At 60.8% G+C, this 20,348-nt stretch carries 36 protein-coding genes; 3 read left to right on the forward strand and 33 right to left on the reverse strand.

All coding sequences use genetic code 11. The annotated features are described in order from the left end of the window. From APH30_RS07730 to APH30_RS07810, 18 genes are all read right to left on the reverse strand, one after another. Window positions 1-834 (reverse strand): tape measure protein (locus APH30_RS07730; protein ID WP_256221965.1); only part of this gene is annotated, 834 nt, incomplete at its 3' end. Window positions 835-841: 7 nt separating this feature from the next. Then, window positions 842-1,222: a hypothetical protein gene (locus tag APH30_RS07735; RefSeq protein ID WP_054912129.1), complete on the reverse strand. Its 381-nt coding sequence runs from the start codon at window positions 1,220-1,222 to the stop codon at window positions 842-844. 35 nt (window positions 1,223-1,257) lie between these two features. Beyond that, on the reverse strand, window positions 1,258-1,512 hold the full coding sequence (locus tag APH30_RS07740; protein WP_054912130.1) for a hypothetical protein: 255 nt from the start codon (window positions 1,510-1,512) through the stop codon (window positions 1,258-1,260). Window positions 1,513-1,541: 29 nt separating this feature from the next. Then, window positions 1,542-1,880: a phage tail assembly chaperone family protein, TAC gene (locus APH30_RS07745; RefSeq protein WP_054886651.1), complete on the reverse strand. Its 339-nt coding sequence runs from the start codon at window positions 1,878-1,880 to the stop codon at window positions 1,542-1,544. A 9-nt stretch (window positions 1,881-1,889) separates the two neighbouring features. After that, window positions 1,890-2,381, reverse strand: coding sequence for a phage tail tube protein (locus APH30_RS07750; protein ID WP_054912131.1), 492 nt, complete (start codon window positions 2,379-2,381; stop codon window positions 1,890-1,892). Between the two features lie 52 nt (window positions 2,382-2,433). After that, a complete protein-coding gene (locus APH30_RS07755; RefSeq protein ID WP_054912132.1) occupies window positions 2,434-2,802 on the reverse strand; it encodes a DUF3168 domain-containing protein in 369 nt (122 codons plus the stop codon). 6 nt (window positions 2,803-2,808) lie between these two features. Next, window positions 2,809-3,273, reverse strand: a complete 465-nt coding sequence (locus APH30_RS07760; protein WP_054912133.1) for an HK97-gp10 family putative phage morphogenesis protein — start codon at window positions 3,271-3,273, stop codon at window positions 2,809-2,811. Next, window positions 3,266-3,607: a phage head closure protein gene (locus tag APH30_RS07765; protein ID WP_054912134.1), complete on the reverse strand. Its 342-nt coding sequence runs from the start codon at window positions 3,605-3,607 to the stop codon at window positions 3,266-3,268. Before APH30_RS07765 ends, APH30_RS07760 begins: the two co-directional genes overlap by 8 nt. Beyond that, on the reverse strand, window positions 3,607-4,083 hold the full coding sequence (locus APH30_RS07770; RefSeq protein WP_054912135.1) for a head-tail connector protein: 477 nt from the start codon (window positions 4,081-4,083) through the stop codon (window positions 3,607-3,609). Before APH30_RS07770 ends, APH30_RS07765 begins: the two co-directional genes overlap by 1 nt. A 2-nt stretch (window positions 4,084-4,085) precedes the next feature. Next, entirely contained in the window at window positions 4,086-4,331 is a 246-nt protein-coding gene (locus APH30_RS07775) for a hypothetical protein (RefSeq protein WP_054912136.1), read from the reverse strand. 41 nt (window positions 4,332-4,372) lie between these two features. Then, entirely contained in the window at window positions 4,373-5,587 is a 1,215-nt protein-coding gene (locus APH30_RS07780) for a phage major capsid protein (protein WP_054912137.1), read from the reverse strand. 2 nt (window positions 5,588-5,589) lie between these two features. Beyond that, on the reverse strand, window positions 5,590-6,471 hold the full coding sequence (locus APH30_RS07785) for a head maturation protease, ClpP-related (protein WP_054912138.1): 882 nt from the start codon (window positions 6,469-6,471) through the stop codon (window positions 5,590-5,592). Window positions 6,472-6,485: 14 nt separating this feature from the next. Beyond that, window positions 6,486-7,886, reverse strand: coding sequence for a phage portal protein (locus APH30_RS07790; protein ID WP_054912139.1), 1,401 nt, complete (start codon window positions 7,884-7,886; stop codon window positions 6,486-6,488). Beyond that, the gene (locus tag APH30_RS07795) at window positions 7,886-9,610 is read right to left on the reverse strand and encodes a terminase large subunit (protein WP_054912140.1); all 1,725 of its coding nucleotides are present in this window, start codon (window positions 9,608-9,610) and stop codon (window positions 7,886-7,888) included. The genes APH30_RS07790 and APH30_RS07795 overlap by 1 nt, the downstream gene beginning before the upstream one ends. Continuing rightward, a complete protein-coding gene (locus APH30_RS07800) occupies window positions 9,607-10,089 on the reverse strand; it encodes a phage terminase small subunit P27 family (RefSeq protein WP_054912141.1) in 483 nt (160 codons plus the stop codon). Before APH30_RS07800 ends, APH30_RS07795 begins: the two co-directional genes overlap by 4 nt. Before the next feature lie 147 nt (window positions 10,090-10,236). Beyond that, window positions 10,237-10,617, reverse strand: coding sequence for an HNH endonuclease (locus APH30_RS27635; protein WP_082416121.1), 381 nt, complete (start codon window positions 10,615-10,617; stop codon window positions 10,237-10,239). Continuing rightward, complete coding sequence (locus APH30_RS29015; RefSeq protein ID WP_177333716.1) at window positions 10,608-10,787, reverse strand: hypothetical protein; 180 nt, start codon at window positions 10,785-10,787, stop codon at window positions 10,608-10,610. Before APH30_RS29015 ends, APH30_RS27635 begins: the two co-directional genes overlap by 10 nt. Before the next feature lie 237 nt (window positions 10,788-11,024). Next, entirely contained in the window at window positions 11,025-11,255 is a 231-nt protein-coding gene (locus APH30_RS07810; protein WP_054912143.1) for a hypothetical protein, read from the reverse strand. Between the two features lie 46 nt (window positions 11,256-11,301). Here APH30_RS07810 and APH30_RS07815 point away from each other — a divergent pair, with 46 nt between their 5' ends. Further along, window positions 11,302-11,505, forward strand: coding sequence for a hypothetical protein (locus APH30_RS07815; protein ID WP_156326387.1), 204 nt, complete (start codon window positions 11,302-11,304; stop codon window positions 11,503-11,505). A gap of 60 nt (window positions 11,506-11,565) precedes the next feature. Here the strand turns inward: APH30_RS07815 and APH30_RS07820 are convergent, their stop codons facing one another. Together APH30_RS07820 and APH30_RS07825 are read right to left on the reverse strand one after the other, a co-directional pair. Beyond that, window positions 11,566-11,883 (reverse strand): hypothetical protein, encoded by a 318-nt coding sequence (locus APH30_RS07820; protein WP_054912145.1) that lies wholly within the window; start codon window positions 11,881-11,883, stop codon window positions 11,566-11,568. Window positions 11,884-11,889: 6 nt separating this feature from the next. Further along, window positions 11,890-12,252 (reverse strand): hypothetical protein, encoded by a 363-nt coding sequence (locus APH30_RS07825; RefSeq protein ID WP_054912146.1) that lies wholly within the window; start codon window positions 12,250-12,252, stop codon window positions 11,890-11,892. Between the two features lie 121 nt (window positions 12,253-12,373). Here APH30_RS07825 and APH30_RS07830 point away from each other — a divergent pair, with 121 nt between their 5' ends. Together APH30_RS07830 and APH30_RS07835 are read left to right on the forward strand one after the other, a co-directional pair. Continuing rightward, window positions 12,374-12,607: a DUF6555 family protein gene (locus tag APH30_RS07830; RefSeq protein WP_054912147.1), complete on the forward strand. Its 234-nt coding sequence runs from the start codon at window positions 12,374-12,376 to the stop codon at window positions 12,605-12,607. After that, on the forward strand, window positions 12,604-12,831 hold the full coding sequence (locus APH30_RS07835) for a hypothetical protein (RefSeq protein WP_054912148.1): 228 nt from the start codon (window positions 12,604-12,606) through the stop codon (window positions 12,829-12,831). Before APH30_RS07830 ends, APH30_RS07835 begins: the two co-directional genes overlap by 4 nt. A 44-nt stretch (window positions 12,832-12,875) precedes the next feature. On the opposite strand, the gene APH30_RS07840 is transcribed toward APH30_RS07835, so the two are convergent. The 13 genes from APH30_RS07840 to APH30_RS07900 form a co-directional block, all read right to left on the reverse strand. Next, entirely contained in the window at window positions 12,876-13,385 is a 510-nt protein-coding gene (locus APH30_RS07840; RefSeq protein ID WP_054912149.1) for an acyloxyacyl hydrolase, read from the reverse strand. Between the two features lie 191 nt (window positions 13,386-13,576). Beyond that, on the reverse strand, window positions 13,577-13,966 hold the full coding sequence (locus APH30_RS07845) for an antiterminator Q family protein (protein WP_054912150.1): 390 nt from the start codon (window positions 13,964-13,966) through the stop codon (window positions 13,577-13,579). Further along, window positions 13,963-14,250, reverse strand: coding sequence for a hypothetical protein (locus tag APH30_RS07850; RefSeq protein ID WP_054912151.1), 288 nt, complete (start codon window positions 14,248-14,250; stop codon window positions 13,963-13,965). Before APH30_RS07850 ends, APH30_RS07845 begins: the two co-directional genes overlap by 4 nt. Next, window positions 14,247-14,753, reverse strand: a complete 507-nt coding sequence (locus APH30_RS07855; protein WP_054912152.1) for a hypothetical protein — start codon at window positions 14,751-14,753, stop codon at window positions 14,247-14,249. The genes APH30_RS07850 and APH30_RS07855 overlap by 4 nt, the downstream gene beginning before the upstream one ends. Next, a complete protein-coding gene (locus tag APH30_RS07860) occupies window positions 14,740-16,146 on the reverse strand; it encodes a replicative DNA helicase (protein ID WP_054912153.1) in 1,407 nt (468 codons plus the stop codon). Before APH30_RS07860 ends, APH30_RS07855 begins: the two co-directional genes overlap by 14 nt. Then, window positions 16,143-16,916 carry an ATP-binding protein gene (locus tag APH30_RS07865; RefSeq protein WP_054912154.1) on the reverse strand — a complete coding sequence of 258 codons (774 nt, stop codon included), beginning with the start codon at window positions 16,914-16,916 and terminating at the stop codon, window positions 16,143-16,145. Before APH30_RS07865 ends, APH30_RS07860 begins: the two co-directional genes overlap by 4 nt. Further along, window positions 16,913-17,695, reverse strand: coding sequence for a helix-turn-helix domain-containing protein (locus APH30_RS07870; RefSeq protein WP_256221966.1), 783 nt, complete (start codon window positions 17,693-17,695; stop codon window positions 16,913-16,915). The genes APH30_RS07865 and APH30_RS07870 overlap by 4 nt, the downstream gene beginning before the upstream one ends. Beyond that, window positions 17,692-17,922: a hypothetical protein gene (locus APH30_RS07875; RefSeq protein ID WP_054912155.1), complete on the reverse strand. Its 231-nt coding sequence runs from the start codon at window positions 17,920-17,922 to the stop codon at window positions 17,692-17,694. The genes APH30_RS07870 and APH30_RS07875 overlap by 4 nt, the downstream gene beginning before the upstream one ends. After that, window positions 17,919-18,536: a hypothetical protein gene (locus APH30_RS07880; RefSeq protein ID WP_054912156.1), complete on the reverse strand. Its 618-nt coding sequence runs from the start codon at window positions 18,534-18,536 to the stop codon at window positions 17,919-17,921. The genes APH30_RS07875 and APH30_RS07880 overlap by 4 nt, the downstream gene beginning before the upstream one ends. Beyond that, window positions 18,533-19,246 carry a Rha family transcriptional regulator gene (locus APH30_RS07885; protein ID WP_082416122.1) on the reverse strand — a complete coding sequence of 238 codons (714 nt, stop codon included), beginning with the start codon at window positions 19,244-19,246 and terminating at the stop codon, window positions 18,533-18,535. The genes APH30_RS07880 and APH30_RS07885 overlap by 4 nt, the downstream gene beginning before the upstream one ends. After that, window positions 19,243-19,722, reverse strand: a complete 480-nt coding sequence (locus tag APH30_RS27640; protein WP_256221969.1) for a Cro/CI family transcriptional regulator — start codon at window positions 19,720-19,722, stop codon at window positions 19,243-19,245. The genes APH30_RS07885 and APH30_RS27640 overlap by 4 nt, the downstream gene beginning before the upstream one ends. After that, window positions 19,719-19,988, reverse strand: a complete 270-nt coding sequence (locus tag APH30_RS07895; protein ID WP_054912176.1) for a hypothetical protein — start codon at window positions 19,986-19,988, stop codon at window positions 19,719-19,721. Before APH30_RS07895 ends, APH30_RS27640 begins: the two co-directional genes overlap by 4 nt. After that, a complete protein-coding gene (locus APH30_RS07900) occupies window positions 19,988-20,305 on the reverse strand; it encodes a hypothetical protein (RefSeq protein WP_054912157.1) in 318 nt (105 codons plus the stop codon). Before APH30_RS07900 ends, APH30_RS07895 begins: the two co-directional genes overlap by 1 nt. Between the last annotated feature and the right edge of the window lie 43 nt (window positions 20,306-20,348).

Raw genomic sequence — 20,348 nt, forward strand, 5'->3', positions numbered from 1 at the left:
GATGCCAAGCGTTTCGTCCAGCGTGCCAAAGAACTTGGCAGCGCTATTTTCCATCACCTGGAAGGCGCCGGACACCGTTGTCTGGGACCTCGCGAAAGCATCATCGATCGACCTGGTCTGGCTCAGGATGGCAGAGAACACCTCCTTGGAGGTCAACTTGCCCGCCTCGCCCATCGAGCGAAGTGATTCGCGGGCCACGCCAAGCCCATCGGCAATCGCCTGAGCCAAGCCAGGCGCCTGTTCGAGAACCGAGTTCAGTTCCTGGCCACGAAGCACACCGGACGCAAATGCTTGTCCGAGTTGGACCAGAGCACCTTGCGCGGCCTCGGCAGAGACACCGCTAGCAGACATCGCCTTGCTGATGTTCTGCGTGACTTGGGCGACCTTCTCTTGGGTTGCGCCAAGCTGTCCCGATGAAGCAGCGATCCGCTGATAGAGCTCGGCCGTAGCCTCCAGGGAGGACTGCGAGTTCTGTGCGATCGAAAACACCGCAGACGACTGCCTGGAGAATTCGTCAAACGTCTCGGAAACCTGCTTTATGCGGTTCTGCACGCCTACCCAGGTCTGCGAGTACTCAACGACCTGCTGTGCACTGAAAAATGCAGCTGCCGCACCGGCAATGGTCTTGAACGACCCAGCAACACTCGCCGAGGCCGATTCGGCATGCCGGGCAACCTGCCCCATGCTTCTCTGCGTGGAGCGAGCTGCTTGATCCATCCCTTGCTGAAATCCGCCAATCCTGGCTATCAGATCGAGGGTGAGAGTGCCAAGCGATCTGCTTGCCATAGATTTTCTCCGGGCATAAAAAAACCCGCTTTCGCGGGTCTCGTGCATTGCTCGTCTATATGGGTTTTTTGCCGCAGGCTGGACAGAACATGCTGAACTTTTCGATTTTGGCCGAGCAAGATCGACAGGCAATCAGCCTTCTCGGCTTCTCCTGGGCAGACTCGTTTGGCACATCTTCGGCAGCATGCTCGGCTTGCTTGCGCCTGAACTCCTCATTCACGCGCTGAATTGCCATCTCGGTTTTACTTGATATTAATGGCCTGCGCGACTTAACGCCGTGGTACCACGTCACACCGATCAGAAGCAGGAAGAACGCCACTCCAGTGACCACCACCCAGAGACCATAGGCAACCGCTGCCGCAGCAACGACAGCAAGGAGCCAAGGCGCCAGCACGATCAGGATTAATATAAGTACCGCAAGGATGGCAATCTGCATGGAATCCCTCCCGTAAAAGATGGAACTCTATCAGATCATGTCCATTCCCTCATCGCCTGCTCAAGATCCGTCCCCGGCCGGGCATGGTGCGGCATGAAGTCGTACAGATCCGCCTTGCCGCCTGAGCCGCGGTTGACCTGCAGTGCAATCAAGGCGCCGGTGAGCTCGATTCGGCGCGCAAGGTTGAGCGATCCGTGCTTGTCCCGATAGGCGACCCAGGCCAGCACTTCCGCGTAGGAAAGCGTGGCCTTGGCCTCGGCTATCGTGCTGCCGCCGACCCCGTTCAGCACCAGCTCATGCCACAGCTCGTCGGCCAGGGTCAGCTCTTTGCTGGAGGGTTATTCACCTCATTGACGGCATTGAGCAGGACGATGCCCAGGGCCGAGTCGAGATTGACGGCGTCATCGAACGGCAGCTCCTCGGTGCCGTCCTTGCCCAGCATGATCGAGGCGGCCAGGTAGCGGGCGTTCTTGAAGCGCTCGGCCTCGCCACCGGCGAACATGGCCTCCATGACGCCGAAGGCATGCCGGCGGACGTGCACGGTGAACTTGTCGGTGATGGGCTTGCCGTTCTTGTCGGCGTGCTTCCACTCGACTTCCTTCGGTACCAGGGCGTCGGCGATAACGCCCCCTTTCTTCTTCAGTTGCGCGAGATCCATGATGGCCCCTTAGGCAGTTTTCTTGATCCAGGCGGAACCGCCCGAGCGTTGAATGGAGACCGCAGTGCTGACCACCGCGTTGGCAGCAAAGTCGAACGGGAAGTCTGCGACGTAACCTTCGAAGACGAACCAGGTTCTTTCCTCCGGAAGCTCGAAGTCATCGCCTTCGGAATTGACGGTCGGCGCTGCAGTGCCGTCAGACCAGCCAACCGCCCATTTCTGAGTGGTGTCGCCATTCTCCTCCGAACGCTGATGAAGTCGGATGTGGCTTGGGCTGTTCGGATCTGCGTTGATTGTCAGAGACGCCTGGCCCGGCGTGCGCAGACCTTTCTTGTAGGTCCGATCAAGGTCGCTGAGGCAGGTATCCTCGATCTGCTCGGCTGGCGCGCCGCCAGGGCTGAACGCGGTTGCGCACTCGACCTCCATCACGGTCGATGGGCCAGCGCCATTGAGGGGCGGCATCAAGGTGTACACCTGGGTGCCTTGGGTCAAAATCGACATGGTGATCTCCTGTCGGGCGAAAGAAAGCCCGCACATGGCGGGCTCGGTGGGTTCATCGGGGGACTATCCAGTCCACGTCGAAACTTCGGTGGAAGTCCTTGGTATCTGGGTCGCGGTCAGTGGCTCCCCAGCGGACGACATAGGCGCGCGGCTCAATCGCTGCACACAGCGCCTTGGTGACGGCCAGAACTGGCGCGCCGGTTGCGGCATACACGTCCAGCTGCAGGGTGAAGCCGTCGGTGTCTGGCCTGCCGGCCAGGTAGTTCTCGGGGCTGCCCGAGATCAGGTGCCAAACCACATAGGGCTTGATGGGCTTGTCCGGCGCCTCATCGAATGAATACAGCCGGCAATTCACGCCCGCGCCTAGCAGCGCGGCCACGGACGGGTGGCCGGAGCAAACGGAGAAAATGGGGGGTTCCATAGGGCCTCACAGTGCTGCGTCGATCTCCCGGCTCAGCACTTGGATGAACCGATCGGTAACAGCAGTGACGTTGGACGACAGCGCCGGCCGCATGAACGGCGCCGGTGGCGTGTGCTGCGTGCCGAACTCCAGATAACGCCAGTGCCTTGTGTCGCCGCCTGGGTTGCTGCTGGCATCCTTGCTGTACTGGTTCGAACTGGCGCCGCCACGAACGCCGACCCTCATCACCACTCCGCCCTCGCGCCGACCCTGGCGCCCCGCCTCCTGGGTAACGATGTTGCGGAAGATCCGCTCAGCGGTGGCCGGGTCGTCCAGTGCCCGAGCTCGAGTACGCGCGTCGTCCCGCACGACGTTCATGGCCTGCCGGGCGGCTTTGCGCAAAGCACTGCGCTTGAGCTTGGGCGCGAGACCCAGCATCTTGTCGATAGTGGCTTTCGCGCCCTGCAAGCGTGCTGTGACTTGGTCAGCCATCTTTCACCCCCTTGGATACGAGCAGCGTCAGGTAATCCTTGCCCGACTCAGGATCTTCCAGCGGCGGGCCTTCGATGCTGTACACCTCGTCGCGGTACAGAATGCGCATCGCCGAAACCACGCCAGGTCGGTACCGGATGATCATCCGGCATGTAGCCTGGGACTGGCCCGCCTGGGCGGCTACCAAGTCTCGGGTAGACAGTGGCGCCACCCGCGCCGGGCACCGCGGCCAGCGGGTGACCCACTGTTCCTCGCCGAACTCACCGGTGACTGGATCTCGGGCAGTGGTGAGCTCCTGAATGTCGATTCGGTGTCGGAGCTTGCCGGCCTGCATTACACGCCCATCCGCATGCGGTAGGGCATCAAGAGGTGCTGAGAGGACAACGGCAGCTCGGCCACCGTGGTACCCGTCACCACTTCCTCGCGGTTGGCGAACAGGTGACCCAGCTTGAGCAGGCAAGCCGCCTGGATGGCAGGGTTCAGCACCATGCCGTAGGCGATGGAATCCGCCACGTCGTAGGCGTCCGCCAGCGCTTTGCGTGCGTATTCCAGCTGCCGGCAGCGCAGGGTGTGGTCCTGCTCCGCCTCAGCGGCAGCTACGGCTGCTGCGTTGGCTTCCTTGGCTTGCTGCATTGCCGCTGGCACACCAGCGCGGGCAGCATCAAGGGCCACCTGGTCAAGGTAAAAACGGCGGTTGAGGAACTGCATAGCCGCCTCCTCCGCGGCATCGAGCTGCGCCTGGACCAGCACCCGGTCGTCAGGTTCGGCCAGCAGGTGGTGCATGGCCAGGTCGATGGCGATCACGGACATGGTCAGTCTGCCTTCTTCTTGGTAGCGGCCTTGGGCTTGGTACCGGTCGAAACAGATGCCGAAGTCGTCGCGGCTGGAGCAGCATCACCCAGGGTCAGGTCGACCTGCGCTTCATCGTCGCCATCATGCTTTTCCGCATAGCCCTTCTGGATAAGCTCTCGGCCGTGCTGCTCATCAGTGATGAACGGGCTACCTTCAACCAGAGTTTTTCCACCCAGGTAGAGCGGTTTCAAGGTCTTCATCTTCATGACAGCCTCCGGTGGGCCGCCGCGCGGGCGGCCCGTTCAGGTCAAGGGGTGGTTGGAGCGGTGAAGTTGCCGTAGATGAAGGCCTCGGGACGCTTCACCGCGAGTGCGACCCGCTCCTCGCAGCGGATCGAAATCATGTTCTTCTCGAAGTCGTCGGCGTTCTCGGTCGAGATCACCACGTTGGCGTCCTCGCGATCGAACAGCTGAGCGCCAGTCTGGAAAGCGCCGGTCAGGAACTTGCCCTGGAAGGCGGCGATCTCGGTGGCAACGACCGGCAGACCCCACAGCAGCGGACCGGTCAGGCCCAGCGGGTTGGCCAGGATGTAGCGGCCAAGCGTGTCCTTGGTCAGTTCGATCTTCGCCCAGTCGATGAAGTGCAGCACGTGACCCGAGGCAGGCAGGCGCGCCAGCTGCGCCTGCAACATTGCCAGGCGCAGATCATCGATACCGGACCGCTGGTCGACTTCGAACGCCGCCGCGAAAGCAGTGGCTTGCGGCACGATGCCGTGCAGATGAACGCCGGTGCCGTCACCGAACAGAATTTCCTGCTCTTCGGCGTACTTCAGGCCGTAGCGCATCTCGGTGTCGATGGTGGACTGCAGCTGCGCGAAGTCGTCCAGGATCTGCTTGGACGCCTTGAACATGTGAGCGATGGTGCTCACCGGGGTGATCTTGGTAGCGAACTGGATATCGCTGTAAGGCTTCGCGGTGTTCTCAGCCACGACACGCGCGGCGTTGGTGAAGCCGGTCTGCTGCACCCAGAAGATCGCGGGAGAGGTGGTTCGGCCCGGGGCAATCAGGTCGCGAATGAACAGGCGCTGCTTCGGCTCGGCATCAATGCCAGGCAGGCGCTGCGGCTCGACCACGCCTTCGGCGACGCCGGAGCTGATCAGGGCGGCCTGCACCGGAACGCTCACGCGGCGATTTCCTTCGATGCTGGCTGCGAACTGCTTCAGCGCTTCACTCTTGATCACGACGCCACCAACGGTGTCGCGAGGAGTGGCGGCGCTGTTGCCAGGGTTGCGCACCAGCTCCTGCTCCATTTCACCCAAGCGCGCTTTCAGCTGCTTCTCGGCCTCGGTCAGCGAGTTGAACTTGGTGGCCAGCTCGTCGACGGTTGCCTTGGTCTCGTTCGACAGAGAGCCAGCCTTCTTGGCTTCTGCCAGGGCATTCTCGGCCTGCTTGCTGAATTCGTCGGTCGCCTTCTTCAATTCAGCGGATACGTTTTTCAGCAGTTCTGCGGTGGATTCGCTCATGGTTATGCTCCGGTTTGGATAGCTGCTGCCGAGAACCGCGCGAGTGCGGCTTGTAGGTCGGCGATGGGGTTGGCCAGGTCGGCCGGTGTTTCGGCAGCGTTCTGCTTGCCGGAGCTGGTAGCGCCAGGCGTACCAGCTTTGAGGTCTTGAATCAGCGCGCGCCGGTCGGTGCGCGACATGCCTTGCTTGGCAAGGATCACGTCCAGGCGGCGGGCGGCCACCTGGTGAGGCGCGGACGCCTGGGGATCTTCCTGGATGGCATCTGAAGCAAGCAGGCTGTCGGCGAAGCCCGCCTCGATCGCGGCGCTCCCGCCCATCCAGGTCTCCACGTCCATCAGCTTGCGCATCGCCTCCGGCTTGTCGCCGGTGCGAACCGAGTAGATATCGGCCAGGGTTCCGTCAATTTGCTCAAGGAAGTCGGCCACCTCGCGGATCTCGTTGCGATCACCGGCAGCCATGGTCCAGCTGTTGTGGATCATCAGGAACCCAGCCCGGGCGACTTGGATTTCATCGGCGGCCATCGCGATGAAGGATGCGGCCGAGGCAGCCAGGCCCAGCACCTGAACGGTCACCTTGCCCTTGTGCTCGCGCAGTAGGTTGTAGATGGCCAGGCCTTCGAAGACATCGCCACCAGGGCTGTTTATCTTCACGGTCACATCGTTGTCGCCAATGGAGCGCAGCGCGGCGCTGATGCGCTTGGCCGTTACGCCTTCGCCAGTCCACCAGTCGAAGCCAATGGGGTCGTACATGGTGATGGTGTTGTCGTCGGTCGCTGCTGCCTTGATCGACGGGTTCCAGCGCTCCAGCGCCAGCGGCATGAGATCGCAGTGGATCTGCGCGCGCGGGCGTGCCGCCGGAGCCTCCGGAATGGTCTTCAGTGTCATGAGTTACTCCAGGGTCAGGCTGCTTTGAGCAGTGGCAGTGAGATCAGGGCATGGGCCATCACTGGGCCGTCAGGATTTCCAGACTCCAGCGCCTTGGACGCCAGGTCGAACGCATCACTGATCGCACCTTTGTCCCCGCTCTGGTTGGCGGCGGCGATGCGCAGCATGAAAGCGGTGGCCGCCGGCGACATGCCAGCCGACTGTTTGCCCAGCTGATCGAGCGGCACAAGCGCCGACTGCACCGTAAAGGTGTCGCCGCCGGGGATCGGGGCCAGGTTCTCGAGGCGCCGCACTTCGTTCCGGCTCATCCAGCCATTCTGCAGGGCTGTGTTGTACCAGGCCCCACGGCCCGCGCTGTCGGCGCGCAGCAGCCCCTCTACCGCGAACTCAGCAAAGAACTCATCGGCGTCAGCCTCGCCGATCAGGCAGCGGGTGATTTCCTGCTCAATGTTGACGAGCAGCGGTCGCAGGCTGTTGGTCAGAAAGTGCAGGTTCTGCGCCTCCACCGAGCTGGCCCAGCTGGATTGCTTGTCCATGTGCCCGACCATGAACGGCGGAACGCGGAACCAGCGGCAGATTTCTTCAACGTTGAACGAGCGGGATTCCAGCATCTGGGCAGCTTCAGGATTCATCGTGATGCCCTGATACTTCATGCCAGCCTCGGCCACCATGATCTTGCCGGCGTTCTTGGAACCCATGAAGGCGCCAAGGCTGGCCCTCAGCTGTTCACGCTGCTCTGGCTTCAGGAGTGTCTCGCTACTGAGGATGCCGGAGGCCTGCATGCCTTGGGCAAACACCTTCGCAGCGGCCTCCTCCGCCGACATGGCTGAGCCGAAAATGTCACGGCCTGTAGTCACGGGAAGCATTCCGCACACACCATCCAGGCCGAAACCACGGATGTGCATCAAGCTCTTTTCGGGGATGTCCCGGTCGGTACCGTTTTCAACGTAGGTGTACTTGAGCCTGCCGTTGTCCTGTCGCTTCACCTTCATGCACTGAGGCAGCAGCGGGACCAGCGCGACCAGGCGGTTGCCAATGAACTTCTTCTCGACGAAGGCATTGCCTCGAAGGCAGATGCTCGCCACCACCAGCAGCATGAAGCGCTGTGGAGTCATTTCACTGTTTGGCACCCGGCATAGCAGCCGAAACAGCGGGTGATCCTTGGCGGTTTCTCGCGACCCGTCGGGCATCCGGCGATACAGCTTCAGCGGGAGGGTCGACACCGACTCCGACAGCAGCCGTACGCAGGCCCAGACGGTGGACAGCTGCAACGCCTTATCGACCGTTACGTGCTGCCCGCTTGCCGAGGTACCGAACCACTCCTGCCAGAATGCGCCATCCTTCAAGCTGATGGGCACGCCCAGCCAGTCCAGCACAGCAGACTTGATCCGCCCTGGTTTCTTTTCGCGTGCCATTACAGTCCCACCATGATCGGGTTTTCAAAGAAGCCGCTTGCGTCCGGTTCGCCGGCGTTCGCCAGCACTCGCCCGATGGCCATGATCAGCGCGACTGCGCCGTCTATCTTGTTGTCGTCGCCCTGCTTGATCGGGCGCACCACGTCATCGTTGCCCGGCAGGAACTTGCCAATCACGTTGCCGATACACCAGGTCATGATTGGGTTGCCGTCATGATGGAACCGCCCGGCCTCGATGGCTGCCTCCAGCTCCTTCATGGCGTCCGACATGTTGGTGTAGTTCTGCGTGATCGTGATCGGATTGAAACCTTCGTCGTCGAGCTCATGACTCAGGCCGGTGGCACCGTGCGGGTCAATCGGGCTTTCCCTGATAGGCGCCAGCTTGTTGGCTTCCTTGGTGTCTTCGAGGATTTCCCGGTAATCGATCTCGGCGCCAGGCGTGGCGGTCAAGTGCCCGGTGTTGATCCAGGCCTGGAAGCGCTCGGTCATCCGCTTACTGTCCACGTCGTTGGCCGTGTCTTCAGGAACCCAAAACGCCGGCGCCACGCTGTAGTAGTGAGTCTTGCCATCGATCTCCCGCCAGAACAGGCGAGCCCGAGAGTTCATGTCCAGCTTCCGCGCCAGGTCGAAGCCAGCAACCCATTCCTGGCCCTCGAACTGCTCAAGCGTGAGAGTCTTGTCCTCACAGGCCTTCCAGCTTTCCATATTGAAGAAGCCGGACTTGGCACTCACCCACAGGTTCAGGTGCTTGGTCTTGAACGTGTTGGTGAAACGCGCCGAGCGGATCGCCCTGGCCAGCTGGCTCTCCAGGTACTCCTGGAACACCGACACCCCCATGCAGGGGTTAGCCTTGGCCAGGTTCTTCGGGTCGGTCCAGTTGTCGCCCTCGTCCAAGGTCCAGATGTAGCCGAACAACTCGTCATCAGGGACGGTGCCGTTCAGCATCTCGATGACCTGGCGGCGCTTGTCGTAGCACGGGCCCTCAATGTTCGCGCCGGCCGTGGTGATGATGAACATCAGCGGCTGGCGGCGGGCGCCCATGCCGGTGAGCATGGTGTCGTACTGGGCCGCACTGTCGTGTTCGTGGAATTCGTCGATGATCGCGCAGGACGGCGATGCACCGTCACCAGGGTTGCCAATCAGCGGCTCGAAGCGGCTGCCGTTGGACGGGATGTTCAGGTTCGAGGCGTTCACCTCGATACCTGCCGCCTCCATCAGCATGGCCGAGCGACTGACCATCAGCCTGGCCGGGCGAAACACCTCCCACGCCTGTTTCTCGGTGGTCGCGCCGGAGTAGACCTCGGCGCCGAACTCGTTGTCGGCGACGAACATGCTGATGCCGACGCCGGCGGCGATCACCGACTTGCCGTTCTTGCGCGGCACCTCCCAGTAGCTTTCGCGAAAGCGCCGGTACCCGCCCTTCTTCCGCACCCACCCGAAGGTGCAGGCCAGGCCGAACAGCTGCCACGGCTCCAGGGTGATCAGCTGCCGCTTGAAGGCCCACTCGCCTTTCGTGTGCGGCAGCAGCTGCATCAGCCGCAACTTCTTCTCGGCCTTGGCCGGGTCAAACTTGTAGGGGTAGCTCTTGGACTTGCTGGCCGCGACGTCTTCGAAGTGCCGCTCGATCGCCTGATGGATGTAGCGGCATGCCGGAAACTTGCCCTTGAGGACGGACTTTGCCCACACCATCGCCTTGTCGACGTTGGTGTACTTGGTTCTGGTCATGGGTCACTCAAGAGGCCGGCGAAGGGGTTGGTCGTTTTCTGCTTATTGCCGCCGATGATTCGGGTTCGGCTGGCGGGGTCCAGGCCCAGCATCGAGCCGAAAGTGACCATTTGACGCATCGCTTCGTTGGCAGCAGTGAGTGCCGGATTTTTAACCGGACCTCCTGTGGCTCCCGCGACCACGATGCCGTGGGTGCGCACTGACTCCTGAGCCATCCGCCAGTTGCCGTAGGCAGTACAAAACGCCTCGACGTTGTGCATATCGGTGAGCGCGAGAACCTTGGCACGGAGCAGCTCCGGCACCAGCATCTGCCACACCCGAGTGGCGTGCTCACACAACCATTCCGGCGGATCGACGTTGGTCACCAGAGCGAAGTCCGGTTCATCCTTGTTCAGCTTGCGCTTGCCAGGATTCCCGGCCAGCGCCTTCTGGGCCGTGGGTTTTGGGCGACGGCCGGAGCGCCCGGCAACCCCTGGCATCGGCGCCTCCACTAAACTTTATATTTCGCGGGTGTAAAAAAACGATTGAGGGCGCGGTCTAGAAACGAAAGGGCCTGAACTTTCTACCCTCCCCCTCCCCCTTTGGGAGAATCAATCTCATTAACTGCTAATTTGATCGATTCTTGATCATTTCCGCCGAGAATTGCCGAAACCACCATCCTCACCGGCCGTCTTGGTCGAGTGGCATGAGGCACACAGGGCCTGCCAATTCGACCGATCCCAGAACACCACCATGTCACCCTTGTGAGGCTCAATGTGGTCAACGTCCGTGGCCACAACTACCAAGCCGCGGGCCTGACACTTGATGCACAGTGGATGCTTGGCCAAGAACCCGGCACGAGCCTGCTGCCACTTGTACCCGTACCCGCGAGCTGTCGAGCTTTCGCGCGGCTTCTCTTTGGCGTAGCGCTTTACCTGCTCAGCGTGGGTATCGCAGTAGCCGCTGGCATTACGGTGGAGTGCCCGACATCCCTGGGCCTTGCACGGGCGTTGTGGTCTCAGCGGCACGGCGTTCCGTCCAAGTAGGTTCGCGGCTCGGAGTCTGGATCCATATCATCACCGTCAGCCAGCGCCTCAATCAGCGCTAGGTTCTGTGTAGCGATCTGCTCGAGAAGCGCGGTCTGTTTCTGCTGCTCGGCCAGCAGGTCGCTCACGCTTGGTTGCAACTGGGCAGTGATGCCCGCCTCAAGCACGACCAGCTCACACTGGAGTCGATCAGCCGTCCCCGCCAGGTGCTGAGTCAGCCGCTCGCGTACTTCCGCTTTGATTGGGAATGGAACGCTGATCACCAGGAGATCGCCCTTCTTCGGGCTCAGGCTCTCGATCTGGCGTGAAAAGATTTCTTGCTCGCTCATATGCCACCTTGGACCATTTGTTCAACCAATCGCGCCGGGCGGCGCATCCACTACAGGCCATCAGGCGAACGGGTCAGCGGGCTTGGCAATCGAGCGCATGAACCACATTAAACCCTGCTGCAAGTTGGTCTTGGCCAAGGCCAAGGTGCGCTGATCCACGCCTTCGATTTGGCCGATCTGCTTGAACAGCTCACCGGCATCAGCCTCCAGAGCCTTAATCGAGTTCATACCGTCGATCTCGCTCTGTGTGAGGTCGCGGTACCCGGTAATTTTCTTGTGCTGGTTGTCCACGGGTGATCCTCTATACTGTTTGTAAGGATTAATGGAGAAGGACGCTATGGACGGTAAAAAGGATCTCGCCACAAAACATTTGGAGCTGATTAGCCAACTCAAGCGGCTGTCCAGCATGCTGCACGATCACTCAGACAGCACCGATCCATTAGCGGTCATGCGGCTTGACTATCGAATTCACCAGCTAGAACAGGCGGTCGTCAGGGAAAAAGGCTGGCGATCTCCATTTTCGACCGGCGCCAAAAGATAGGTGACTGATCTGTTGTCAGCTTCGCGCCATGAAACAGCACCTGTAGGCGATGTGCCGCGCTTACGGCGATACCCGATTGAGAGCCTCATCAGCCTTGTCTGCCGCCTGAGTCGCAGTGGTCGCCGCCTTGGATGCCTTGGTCGCAGCGCTTTCGGCCTTGATTGTCAATTCAGACAAGCGCTTGTCGCGCTCAGCCATCGCGGCGTCATAGGCATCGCGGATCTGCTTCACCTGGTTGGCCTGGGCGGTGGTCATGGCCCAATAGGCCGACTGCCAACCCAGCGCAGCCCCACCAGCAACCAGCAGCCCAGCGATGAACCAGACCTCAGCCCTACGCCACCAGCGCCGGGCGATGAATTGCAGCGCGCATGTGTCCATCACGATTTACCTCCGGGCTTCACGCAAGCGAGCAATCTCCTCGCTCTGCGCTGTGACTTGCTTGGTGAGCTGTCCGACCTGGCCGGTCAGCGCCTCGATCTTGCCCTCAAGGCGCCCGACGGTAGCGGCGAGGTCGTTCCGCTCCTTGGCGAACTGGTCGGCGCGGGCCTCTGCAAGCTTACGGGCCTCACGCTCGGAGTCGAGCAGCTCATTCAGTCGGCGGACTGTGCCGATGTCGGCAGTGTCCATGGCGCGATCAGCTGCATCTTTCGACAGGAAGCGGCGCACCCAAAGCAGTGCGCCCGTAACAACGATGCCACTACCGCCCAGCCAGGTGGCTGTGCCTGGGCCGAGGTCGGTCGGGTCCATTTTTCTCCAAACTATGACGTAGAGCGCATAGATAGTCGGCGTGGGGCAATTGCCCTTGCCTTACCTTCACCTAAACGCTAAAAGTATCGATGGCCGGGCTGGCCTCTTACAGGAAATGGAAATGCTCAATCAAGCGCTATTCCTCATTGAGTATCAGCTTCATGGTGAGGCGCGTAGTTTTATCATCCGTACAGAAAAAATGGATAACGCGGAAGCCTGGCATTGGGCCGCCTGTGATGCGGGCGTTGGGGTAATTCCCAGGTTCAGAACGGCTGACTTAAAAAAAATCTCGCGGCCCTTGGCAGAGCGCTACGGCATTACGGATGTTCATTGGAAAAAATCGAGCATCGCATGAAATATAAAATCGACTACAACCTCAGAGGACATGCCCGATTTTGGGTTTGCGATTCGCCGACGTCATTTCGCCAGGATGATGCTCTTGCTGTGCTTCTGCGGCTGCATGCTCATACAGATCCCCTGACGGCAATGCGCGTGCCGCTCCCGGTCGCTCGTGAAGATTTGGCCATGGCGGTTGCCGATTTGGGCATTTCCGATGTGCGCATCACGCTCTATGCCTAAACCCGTAACGTCCGCGCATGGCGGACGAGACGGGACTATCCAAATCAAATCCGGTGGCTATAGAACAGCGAGTATGACTCGATGCCGTCGTTCGGCTGCTTGATGCCAGCGTTGGAGTAGTGGATCGCTCTGATACCAACCTTCTGCGTCTCGCCGATCTTCAAGCCTGCCCCGATGCGATCTTCGAAGTTGAAGGATGAACCAAAGTCTTGGTCGCCTGCTGATGTACCGGAGAACACTGCAACACCGATGCCCGCTTCAATGAAAGGCTTCACGTTACCGCTGCCAAACTCATAAACGAACACGGGTGCAAAGGACAACGAGTGGGCCCCACCAGAAGCATCTCCTGCTTCCCAATAGGTGTAGCCAGCATCCCAATAACCGGTTAGGCGGCCAGTGCTGCTTTCTAACCAGCTCTTATCCCAGTCAAAGCCTACAGCTGCGCGAGCGGTCAAGCCGCCCTGACTAGTCGCACCGATTGCGCCAGATAGATCAGCAGCCTGTGTCCCGGTGGCCAATAGGGAGAACACCGCAGCAGCGATGATTTTTTTCATGATCACGGAATCCTAATGGTTTTTCTGAGCAAACTATCAGAACGATAGTGCCATCAATTCGTTCCGCCGTTTGTAAAAAAACCCAAAAACAAAAACCCCAGCGGCATTGCTGGGGCTTTTGAGTGTCACGTTGCTTGCAAGCTGGACACGCTGCTATGAAAACAGGTGTTTATCCGCCCGCATAGAACTTTTTACGCAGCCTCTCGAATTTCTTCGAGCGCGCAATCGATCCATGCCACGCCAGCCTTGATAATCTCCCTTGCCTTTCGCTCGGACATGCCCGCCTCCCTTCCGACCCGCATAGCTGGGTGCTTTGAGCCGTAGTAGGCCCACACAAAGTCACCCATCTGCTGGTTGCGCTTTGTCAGCCTGGCCACGGCGCCATCGATGATCAGCGCCAGATCGTCGGTGATGACGTGCTGCCGAATACCGCCCTCGATGGGCACGTTGTCGCGCATAAGCGCGTATAGCGGTGACACGTAGCGAGGTACTCCCATCTCGCACATCCGCCACCAACCCCACTGCTCGAGCATGTATTCGGTGTCACCGAGGGCCTTGTCCACGTAGGTTCGTTTCTTCATGCAGCCCTCCGGGGCGTAGGGTCGGTGTCTAGCCCGAACAGCTCGCACAGCAGCTTGTAGGCGTGTTTGTTCTTGGCGCCACCCTGGATGATCCAGGCCTTTGCGAACTGCTCGAATCCGTGGTTGGAGCGCGAGCCGAGCCAGTCCACCACGATATCCATCAAGGCAGCCGCGCCAATGCGGCCATTGGGCTGGTCAAGCATCATCCGGTTGCCTTTCTTCAGGAACTCTCGCTCGACCGGCGTGAGGATCTTCTGCGGTGCGACCGCGTTTACCTTGCTCATCGAATTGCCTCCAGGTCTTGGTCCACTACCCGCACGCACTCGTCATACAGCTCCTTGGATACCCTGGCATTGAGCTCGCGCAGGATGGCCTTGTCACGTGCCTGCCAGGCTGGGCAGTTGCGCCGCTCCTCCACCCGCAGCGCTCGCATGTGCTGTACCAAGCGCTGGCGGTCCCGGTTGATGTGCTTGAGCGCTGCCTTGGCGCGGTGGTACCAGTCGGGGTTGGCGTACTTGCCTTCGGATACCGCCCTGCCCTTGGCCTGGCCGATCTGGCACTCAAGGCGGATGGCGTCGCGGGCCAGGATTTCTTCCAGCGCCTCGCACTCGACCAGGGTGGCTGGTAGTGGCATAGGCCCGCGCAGGCCAGTGCTTGGCGCTGGGGTGTTGCCACTGGCAGTGGGCTGTTCAGCGCCAGCACGCTTGGTGACGGTTACCGAGACGACCGGGCTTGCAGGCGTACGTGCTGGCGGTTTGTGGCCTGTCCAAAGATCAGAAAGTTTCATGCTTGCTCCCCTTACGGTGCTTGGAGAAATTCAGGACGCGGCCCATCTCGACTTCGTCGTCAGGTGGGAGGCGGCTTCCGGCGAAGTTGACGAATCGGGCGTACTGCCCTTGGCGCTGTACCAGGCAAGAGCCCTGCGGGGCCTGGCGCCCCTTATCCAGGATCAGCTCGGTGACACCCTGCTCACCCGCTTCCGACTCAGGGTCGTGGTGCACAAGGATTACCGCGTCGGCGTCCTGCTCAATCTGGCCAGAGTCGCGCAGGTCGCTTGCCTGAGGCTTCTTGCCGGGACGGCTCGCGGGGTTGCGGTTGAGCTGCGCCAGCACCAGCACTGGCACACCCAGTTCCTTGGCCAGGTTCTTCAGGGCGATGGAGACTTTCGCCACGGCATCGGCGCGGTTCTGATTCCTGCCTTCGGTGCCCACCAGCCCCAAGTAGTCGATCATCAAGATGTCGAGGCCCTGTTCGCGCTGGAGCTTGCGAGCCTCCGAGCGAATGGCACTCATGGTCATGCCGGGCGTGTCGTTCAGGTAGAGCTGCGCGGCCTCGATCTTGCTGCCAGCGGTCCCGATGCGCTGCCATTCGTCCTCGTCCAGGCTCTTGACCTCCTCCATGCGGCGCAAGTCGATACCGCCCTGGGAAGCGATGGTGCGGACGGTCAGTTCCTTCTCGTCCATTTCCAGGCTGAAGATCAGGCCAACCCCGGCGCCACGGATGGCGATGTGGTTGACGATCTGCAGGCCCAGCATGGTCTTGCCGCTGCCTGGGCGGCCGGCGATGACCACCATGCTCTTGGGGCGCAGGAAGCCGATCAGCTTGTCCAGGTCGGCCAGGCCGGTGGAAAGCTTTGGCGGGGCGCGGTCGTCCAGCACCTCCTGCATTCCGTCGAACACCTTGGGCAGAACTTCGGCCATTCGCTTGTATCCGGCCTTCTCAGCACCCTGCAGGTCACGCAGGTCAGCAATGGACTGCTGGGCCTGGGCAATGATCTCGTCCGGCACTAGGCCGTTTGCAACAGCAGCCTTCGCGGAATGGCCGATGTCGACCACCTGGCGGATCACCGCCCACTGCTTGACCTGTTTTGCGTACGCCATCGCGTTGGCCACCGAGGGCACGTTCCGGCAGAGGTCCACTGCGAATGCCAAGGTGCCTAGCCCGCTCGGCAGAGTGCGCTGCACATCACCGACCGTAACCGCATCAACTGGCAGGCCACGATGCAGGCAATCACGGATCACGTCGAACAGGGCCGCGTGGTCGTCGTAGAGGAAGTCTGCGCTGGTCATCTGGCTCACGATTTCGTCCACCAGCGCGGTGTTGCCATCGAGAGACGCAAGCATGATCGCCCCCAAGACCCCGTGCTCGGCCTCGGGGTAGCCCATCACAAATTCGCTCATGCCTCACCTCGCGCCGAGGCCCAGGTGAACAGGACGGCTGGGCCACCGGCATCGGTCAGACGATCAACTGCACGGTCCCCCAGGCACTTGCGCAAGCCGGCCAGGCCCAGGTTGGAAATCACGATGGTCGGCATGAGCTGGCGGTACCGGGAGTCGATCACCTCGAAAAGCACCTGCCGCTCGAAGTCACTGCCGTGCTGAACGCCCACCTCGTCGATCACCAGCAGGTCAGGCGCCAGCAGAGCGGCGTAAACATCGCGCTCGGTCCGCTCGGATTTCTTGTCGAAGGTCATCTTGAGGTCGCGGATGATCTCGATGGCCATGGTGTAACGCGCAGACGCCCCATAGGCGCGGATCACCTGCTGGGCAACGGCACAGGCCAAGTGAGTCTTGCCGGTACCAACGTCACCCAGCAGCATCATCGAGCGCCCCAGCTCCCAGTTGCGTTCGAACCCGTGCACGTAGTCACGGCACTCAGTCAACGCCACGGCTTGCCCTTCGGTATCGGTGCGGTAGGCGTCCAAAGTGGCACCCCGGAAGCGCAGCGGGATATCAGAGGCCATCAGACTGACGTTCATCGCGCGGTCACGCCGAATAGCCTGCGCCGGCTTGCGCACCGCTTCATCAGCCGAATGCAGCGCATCGAACTGGCAGCGAGTGCAGCCCTGCCAGAAGTGATCGCCCGAGAACGATTCGATCAGCTCGTCAGTGAAATCGCCGTGCACACGGCACTGGCCAGGCTGGTAATCCAGTGTTTTTGGTGTGTTCATGATCGTGCTACCCGGTAAGTACCGTTTGGCTGGCGTACCAGGCCTTCGGTGTGGTCAATCTTGTCGAGGTCGGTGTGATGCGATTGGCCCGCCCCTCGGGTACCTGACATCCAGGCGGCTTTCTTGAGGCGGTCAACCAACCAGGCTGTTTTGAACCCCTGCCAGCCAGCCGTCATTGCCTCAGCCAGCGCGGTATCGGCATCAATCCCGGCAGCGCGAGAGACTTCCAGCTCCTTCAGCACGGTGTTCCAGATAGTGGTATTGAGCTGCCCCTTCTTCTTCCGGAACTGGAAGTAATCACGGGCGGTTTGCTCGCTCAGATCAGCGGGTGCCAATTCGAGCATCTGCTCAACCGTGAACCCATCAGTTCCCCTTTTACGGTTCTTTGATGGTTCACCTTTGGGTTCTATTACGGTTCTGGGGGCATCTGGTGCCGGGGTGTCCGGCATCTGGTGCCGGGGGGTGGGGCACGCGGTGCCGGGGTCCCCGGCATCTGGTGCTGGGGGGCATTTAATGCCGGGGGCATAAGATGCCGGGGTTACGACGTAGTAGGTCGACCGCCCGGCGCGCTCTTTTGCCACCAGCAGGCTGACGCTTTCCAACCACCGAATTGCATTACGCACCGCCCGTTCTTTGAGGCAAGTGCGCTCGCAGATCCTCGCGATCGAGGGCCAGCAAACGCCGTCGTCGTTGGCATTGTCAGCCAACGAGATCAGTACCGACTTTTGGGCGGCGCTCATTTCGAGCGGCCAGCAGGCGGTCATCAGAATGGTGCTCACAGGTCAAGCTCCTCTGTGACACGACGCACGTATTGGTCGTACGCTTCCTCGAAAATCCAGCCATGTTTCTCAAGAAACGCCCGCTGCTGTTTCACCCACTCGTAGAACTGCCAGCGGGCTTCTTCCGGGAACAGCTTGAACAGATCGCAGCAAGGCCATCCGCTCGGCATGATTAACGCGCCAGCGCGCTGCTGGGGCGCCTGGACAGGCTTAGGGGTCGGGGTCATTGGAGAGTCTCCCCTGGCTTGGCTGGAACGATCTGAGCGCCAGCGAACGGCGACCCAGGCCCGAACAGATCGGGTAGATCACCCTCCGGTGCCGTCTTGATCCAATCGATGATGGTCAAGAAGCAAGCCTCGAACAGCGGCCCGCCCCTCCCCCACTCATCCGATTGAGGGCTTACGCTGTTTTCGAGCCGAGCGACGTAGATCAAGCCCGCCAGACCCCGCTCGTCGCATGGAATCGCCGGGCGGTGCACTGGGTTAATACTCAACAAGTCGCAGAGAGCGTCGAACCCGATGGCGTCGTAGCTGTTGTCGGTATCCTTAATGAGGTGATACCCCATGCCAATAAGACCCCGTTTGATGTCTTGGAAATCGTTCTCGCGGTGGATGCGGGACAGATCCTCAAGCTTATCCATCTGCTGCTGACTGAACGGGTACGCCCGCAGCTTTGCAGCCTCGCGCCTGAATACCCGGCGTTCTGCTCGGATTTCAGCCAGCTTCGCCAAACTGATGCGCACCATTCGCTGAGTCAGAATCAACATGGCGCTCGGCGAGTGGTCAGGCCTACGCGCAATCTTGGCGAGTTTCTCGGCGATCTTGAGTTTGATGAGGGTCATTCGTGCTCTCCTGCTGTGCCGAAAAGCTCGGCCAAGTCGATGTCGAAGACAGCAGCCCAGGCAGCGGCAGGCCATGCCTTCACGCCCTCGGCATATCGCTTGTCTTGAACGGTTTCAGGGGTTACGCCATTTGCCTTGCACCACCGGCGCAGGTTGACGAAGCTGAAGCGGCGGTTGGTTGCGGCCTCGACCTTGAGAATTGTGGCGTGCCTGGTGCTGAAGCCGAGTTCATCCCGGAGCTTGGCAGCCTCACGGACAGCGGCAGACGCTTTGGCCATGGCCGTGGCTTCACGTCGGCTGCCGATCTCGGCCTTGGTCGCGATCGCATGGTCACGCTGCTCGAGCGCCAACTGCTCGGAGCGTTTCGAGGCCAGCAGGTGCTCTAGAGCCGTGATGTAGTCGGTGGGCAGGGCAGGTACTGCCACTTGCTCCTCGAGCTTTTGCCAGCGATCAACCAGCTCGGCAGTGAACTCCGGGCTGAGCTGGGCGACGACCACAATCGAATCGCGCTTCCCCTTCTCTCCTGAGAACAGGTACTGCTCGACGGCCTGGCCGAGGTGGTTTTTAACTTCCTCCATTGGAGGGAGTTGAATTACGCCTTTGCCGGCGATCCGCTCTACGGCACGCTTTACGTTGTCGTGACGTGACCCGACGAGATCGGCGATCTCTTGCGAAGACATGGTGAGCGCGGTGGTAGTGATCAGATTCATGCTCCACCTCCAAACTGCGGAGAGGGGAATGGCTTCTCCTCAATGGCTCTGCAGGAACCATTAGCCTCGCGAATAACGAAGATCTTGCGCCCAACTCGGATTGCTTTGCTGATCGCGGCCTGCTGAATGCCAAGATCCCTAGCCGCTTCGTGCTGGCGACCCTTGGCAAAATCCACCAGGGACAAACGCTCAGGTTCGCCCGCGCCACAAATTGCCAATTCTGAATTTCGTGGCGCGGCGGTCGCTGCGTCGATGCGGCGCTCCAGGTTTTCGCGCTCGCAGTCCAGATCGTTGTGGCAGCTATCGGCGTGGTAGACGGCCAAATTCACGACCGTGGCTCCATGCTTGTCGCCAGCGAGCTTCAGCCGATCTTCGGTCACGCGCAGGACCGCACGCAGCCAGTCGATATGGGTCATGGCGCACTGGATCTGAAAGGTGGCGTCGTGCGCGATGGTTTCGAGTTCATCCATGCTCATGCGGCGCCTCCCTGGCGGGACTCGACGCCAGCATGCGACGCGTAAACAAGCGCCAGCGCCGCCTCGGCTGCGTAGAAGGTCAGGGTCGCGAGCTGCGTCACTGCAGGTTCCTGCATCAGCTCGCGAAGCCCGGCCACGACTGCTTCCAGACGGTCGGTCGCGGCATTCAATGAGACATGCACAGGGATGCCTTCAGAGGCCTCCAGCACGTCGTCGGTGCCGTAATTAGCGAAAGGACATGCCGAGGTAACTGGTGGGGTTTTCATCACCGCGCCTCCCATTTTTCCAGTGCGACCTGGGCGCTACGGTTAAGCGTATTCGCGGCATCAGCCAGGAAGGCCAGGGCCCTTAGTTCATTGGTGCGAATGGTTTCACCCATGTTCGCGGCCAGTTCGAGCCTATGTGCGATCTGGTGAATGCCTTCGGTCAGCCCAACAGCAAGCGCCATTCCCTCCATCAGGCCAACGTCGGCCTTGATGCCAAACACCGCATCACCCTCAAGCTCATGCGAGCCGAAATCCATGGGGCGAAGAAGAGGCAGTTGCGCCTGTGAAGGCGTGGTGGTATTTTTCGGGTGCGACATAGCGCATCCTCCTAAGACAAGGTGATGTTGCAAGACCTCCTGG

Source organism: Pseudomonas sp. NBRC 111127, from assembly GCF_001320345.1.
In the GTDB taxonomy this organism is placed as follows: Bacteria; Pseudomonadota; Gammaproteobacteria; order Pseudomonadales; family Pseudomonadaceae; genus Aquipseudomonas; species Aquipseudomonas juntendi.

Coding starts and splice junctions, on each gene's coding strand:
- APH30_RS07735 (WP_054912129.1), bottom strand. CDS start 1,222: ATGCAGATTGCCATCCTTGCGGTACTTATATTAATCCTGATCGTGCTG.
- APH30_RS07745 (WP_054886651.1), bottom strand. CDS start 1,880: ATGGATCTCGCGCAACTGAAGAAGAAAGGGGGCGTTATCGCCGACGCC.
- APH30_RS07750 (WP_054912131.1), bottom strand. CDS start 2,381: ATGTCGATTTTGACCCAAGGCACCCAGGTGTACACCTTGATGCCGCCC.
- APH30_RS07755 (WP_054912132.1), bottom strand. CDS start 2,802: ATGGAACCCCCCATTTTCTCCGTTTGCTCCGGCCACCCGTCCGTGGCC.
- APH30_RS07760 (WP_054912133.1), bottom strand. CDS start 3,273: ATGGCTGACCAAGTCACAGCACGCTTGCAGGGCGCGAAAGCCACTATC.
- APH30_RS07765 (WP_054912134.1), bottom strand. CDS start 3,607: ATGCAGGCCGGCAAGCTCCGACACCGAATCGACATTCAGGAGCTCACC.
- APH30_RS07770 (WP_054912135.1), bottom strand. CDS start 4,083: ATGTCCGTGATCGCCATCGACCTGGCCATGCACCACCTGCTGGCCGAA.
- APH30_RS07775 (WP_054912136.1), bottom strand. CDS start 4,331: ATGAAGATGAAGACCTTGAAACCGCTCTACCTGGGTGGAAAAACTCTG.
- APH30_RS07780 (WP_054912137.1), bottom strand. CDS start 5,587: ATGAGCGAATCCACCGCAGAACTGCTGAAAAACGTATCCGCTGAATTG.
- APH30_RS07785 (WP_054912138.1), bottom strand. CDS start 6,471: ATGACACTGAAGACCATTCCGGAGGCTCCGGCGGCACGCCCGCGCGCG.
- APH30_RS07790 (WP_054912139.1), bottom strand. CDS start 7,886: ATGGCACGCGAAAAGAAACCAGGGCGGATCAAGTCTGCTGTGCTGGAC.
- APH30_RS07795 (WP_054912140.1), bottom strand. CDS start 9,610: ATGACCAGAACCAAGTACACCAACGTCGACAAGGCGATGGTGTGGGCA.
- APH30_RS07800 (WP_054912141.1), bottom strand. CDS start 10,089: ATGCCAGGGGTTGCCGGGCGCTCCGGCCGTCGCCCAAAACCCACGGCC.
- APH30_RS07815 (WP_156326387.1), top strand. CDS start 11,302: ATGGACGGTAAAAAGGATCTCGCCACAAAACATTTGGAGCTGATTAGC.
- APH30_RS07820 (WP_054912145.1), bottom strand. CDS start 11,883: ATGGACACATGCGCGCTGCAATTCATCGCCCGGCGCTGGTGGCGTAGG.
- APH30_RS07825 (WP_054912146.1), bottom strand. CDS start 12,252: ATGGACCCGACCGACCTCGGCCCAGGCACAGCCACCTGGCTGGGCGGT.
- APH30_RS07830 (WP_054912147.1), top strand. CDS start 12,374: ATGCTCAATCAAGCGCTATTCCTCATTGAGTATCAGCTTCATGGTGAG.
- APH30_RS07835 (WP_054912148.1), top strand. CDS start 12,604: ATGAAATATAAAATCGACTACAACCTCAGAGGACATGCCCGATTTTGG.
- APH30_RS07840 (WP_054912149.1), bottom strand. CDS start 13,385: ATGAAAAAAATCATCGCTGCTGCGGTGTTCTCCCTATTGGCCACCGGG.
- APH30_RS07845 (WP_054912150.1), bottom strand. CDS start 13,966: ATGAAGAAACGAACCTACGTGGACAAGGCCCTCGGTGACACCGAATAC.
- APH30_RS07850 (WP_054912151.1), bottom strand. CDS start 14,250: ATGAGCAAGGTAAACGCGGTCGCACCGCAGAAGATCCTCACGCCGGTC.
- APH30_RS07855 (WP_054912152.1), bottom strand. CDS start 14,753: ATGAAACTTTCTGATCTTTGGACAGGCCACAAACCGCCAGCACGTACG.
- APH30_RS07860 (WP_054912153.1), bottom strand. CDS start 16,146: ATGAGCGAATTTGTGATGGGCTACCCCGAGGCCGAGCACGGGGTCTTG.
- APH30_RS07865 (WP_054912154.1), bottom strand. CDS start 16,916: ATGAACACACCAAAAACACTGGATTACCAGCCTGGCCAGTGCCGTGTG.
- APH30_RS07875 (WP_054912155.1), bottom strand. CDS start 17,922: ATGACCCCGACCCCTAAGCCTGTCCAGGCGCCCCAGCAGCGCGCTGGC.
- APH30_RS07880 (WP_054912156.1), bottom strand. CDS start 18,536: ATGACCCTCATCAAACTCAAGATCGCCGAGAAACTCGCCAAGATTGCG.
- APH30_RS07885 (WP_082416122.1), bottom strand. CDS start 19,246: ATGAATCTGATCACTACCACCGCGCTCACCATGTCTTCGCAAGAGATC.
- APH30_RS27640 (WP_256221969.1), bottom strand. CDS start 19,722: ATGAGCATGGATGAACTCGAAACCATCGCGCACGACGCCACCTTTCAG.
- APH30_RS07895 (WP_054912176.1), bottom strand. CDS start 19,988: ATGAAAACCCCACCAGTTACCTCGGCATGTCCTTTCGCTAATTACGGC.
- APH30_RS07900 (WP_054912157.1), bottom strand. CDS start 20,305: ATGTCGCACCCGAAAAATACCACCACGCCTTCACAGGCGCAACTGCCT.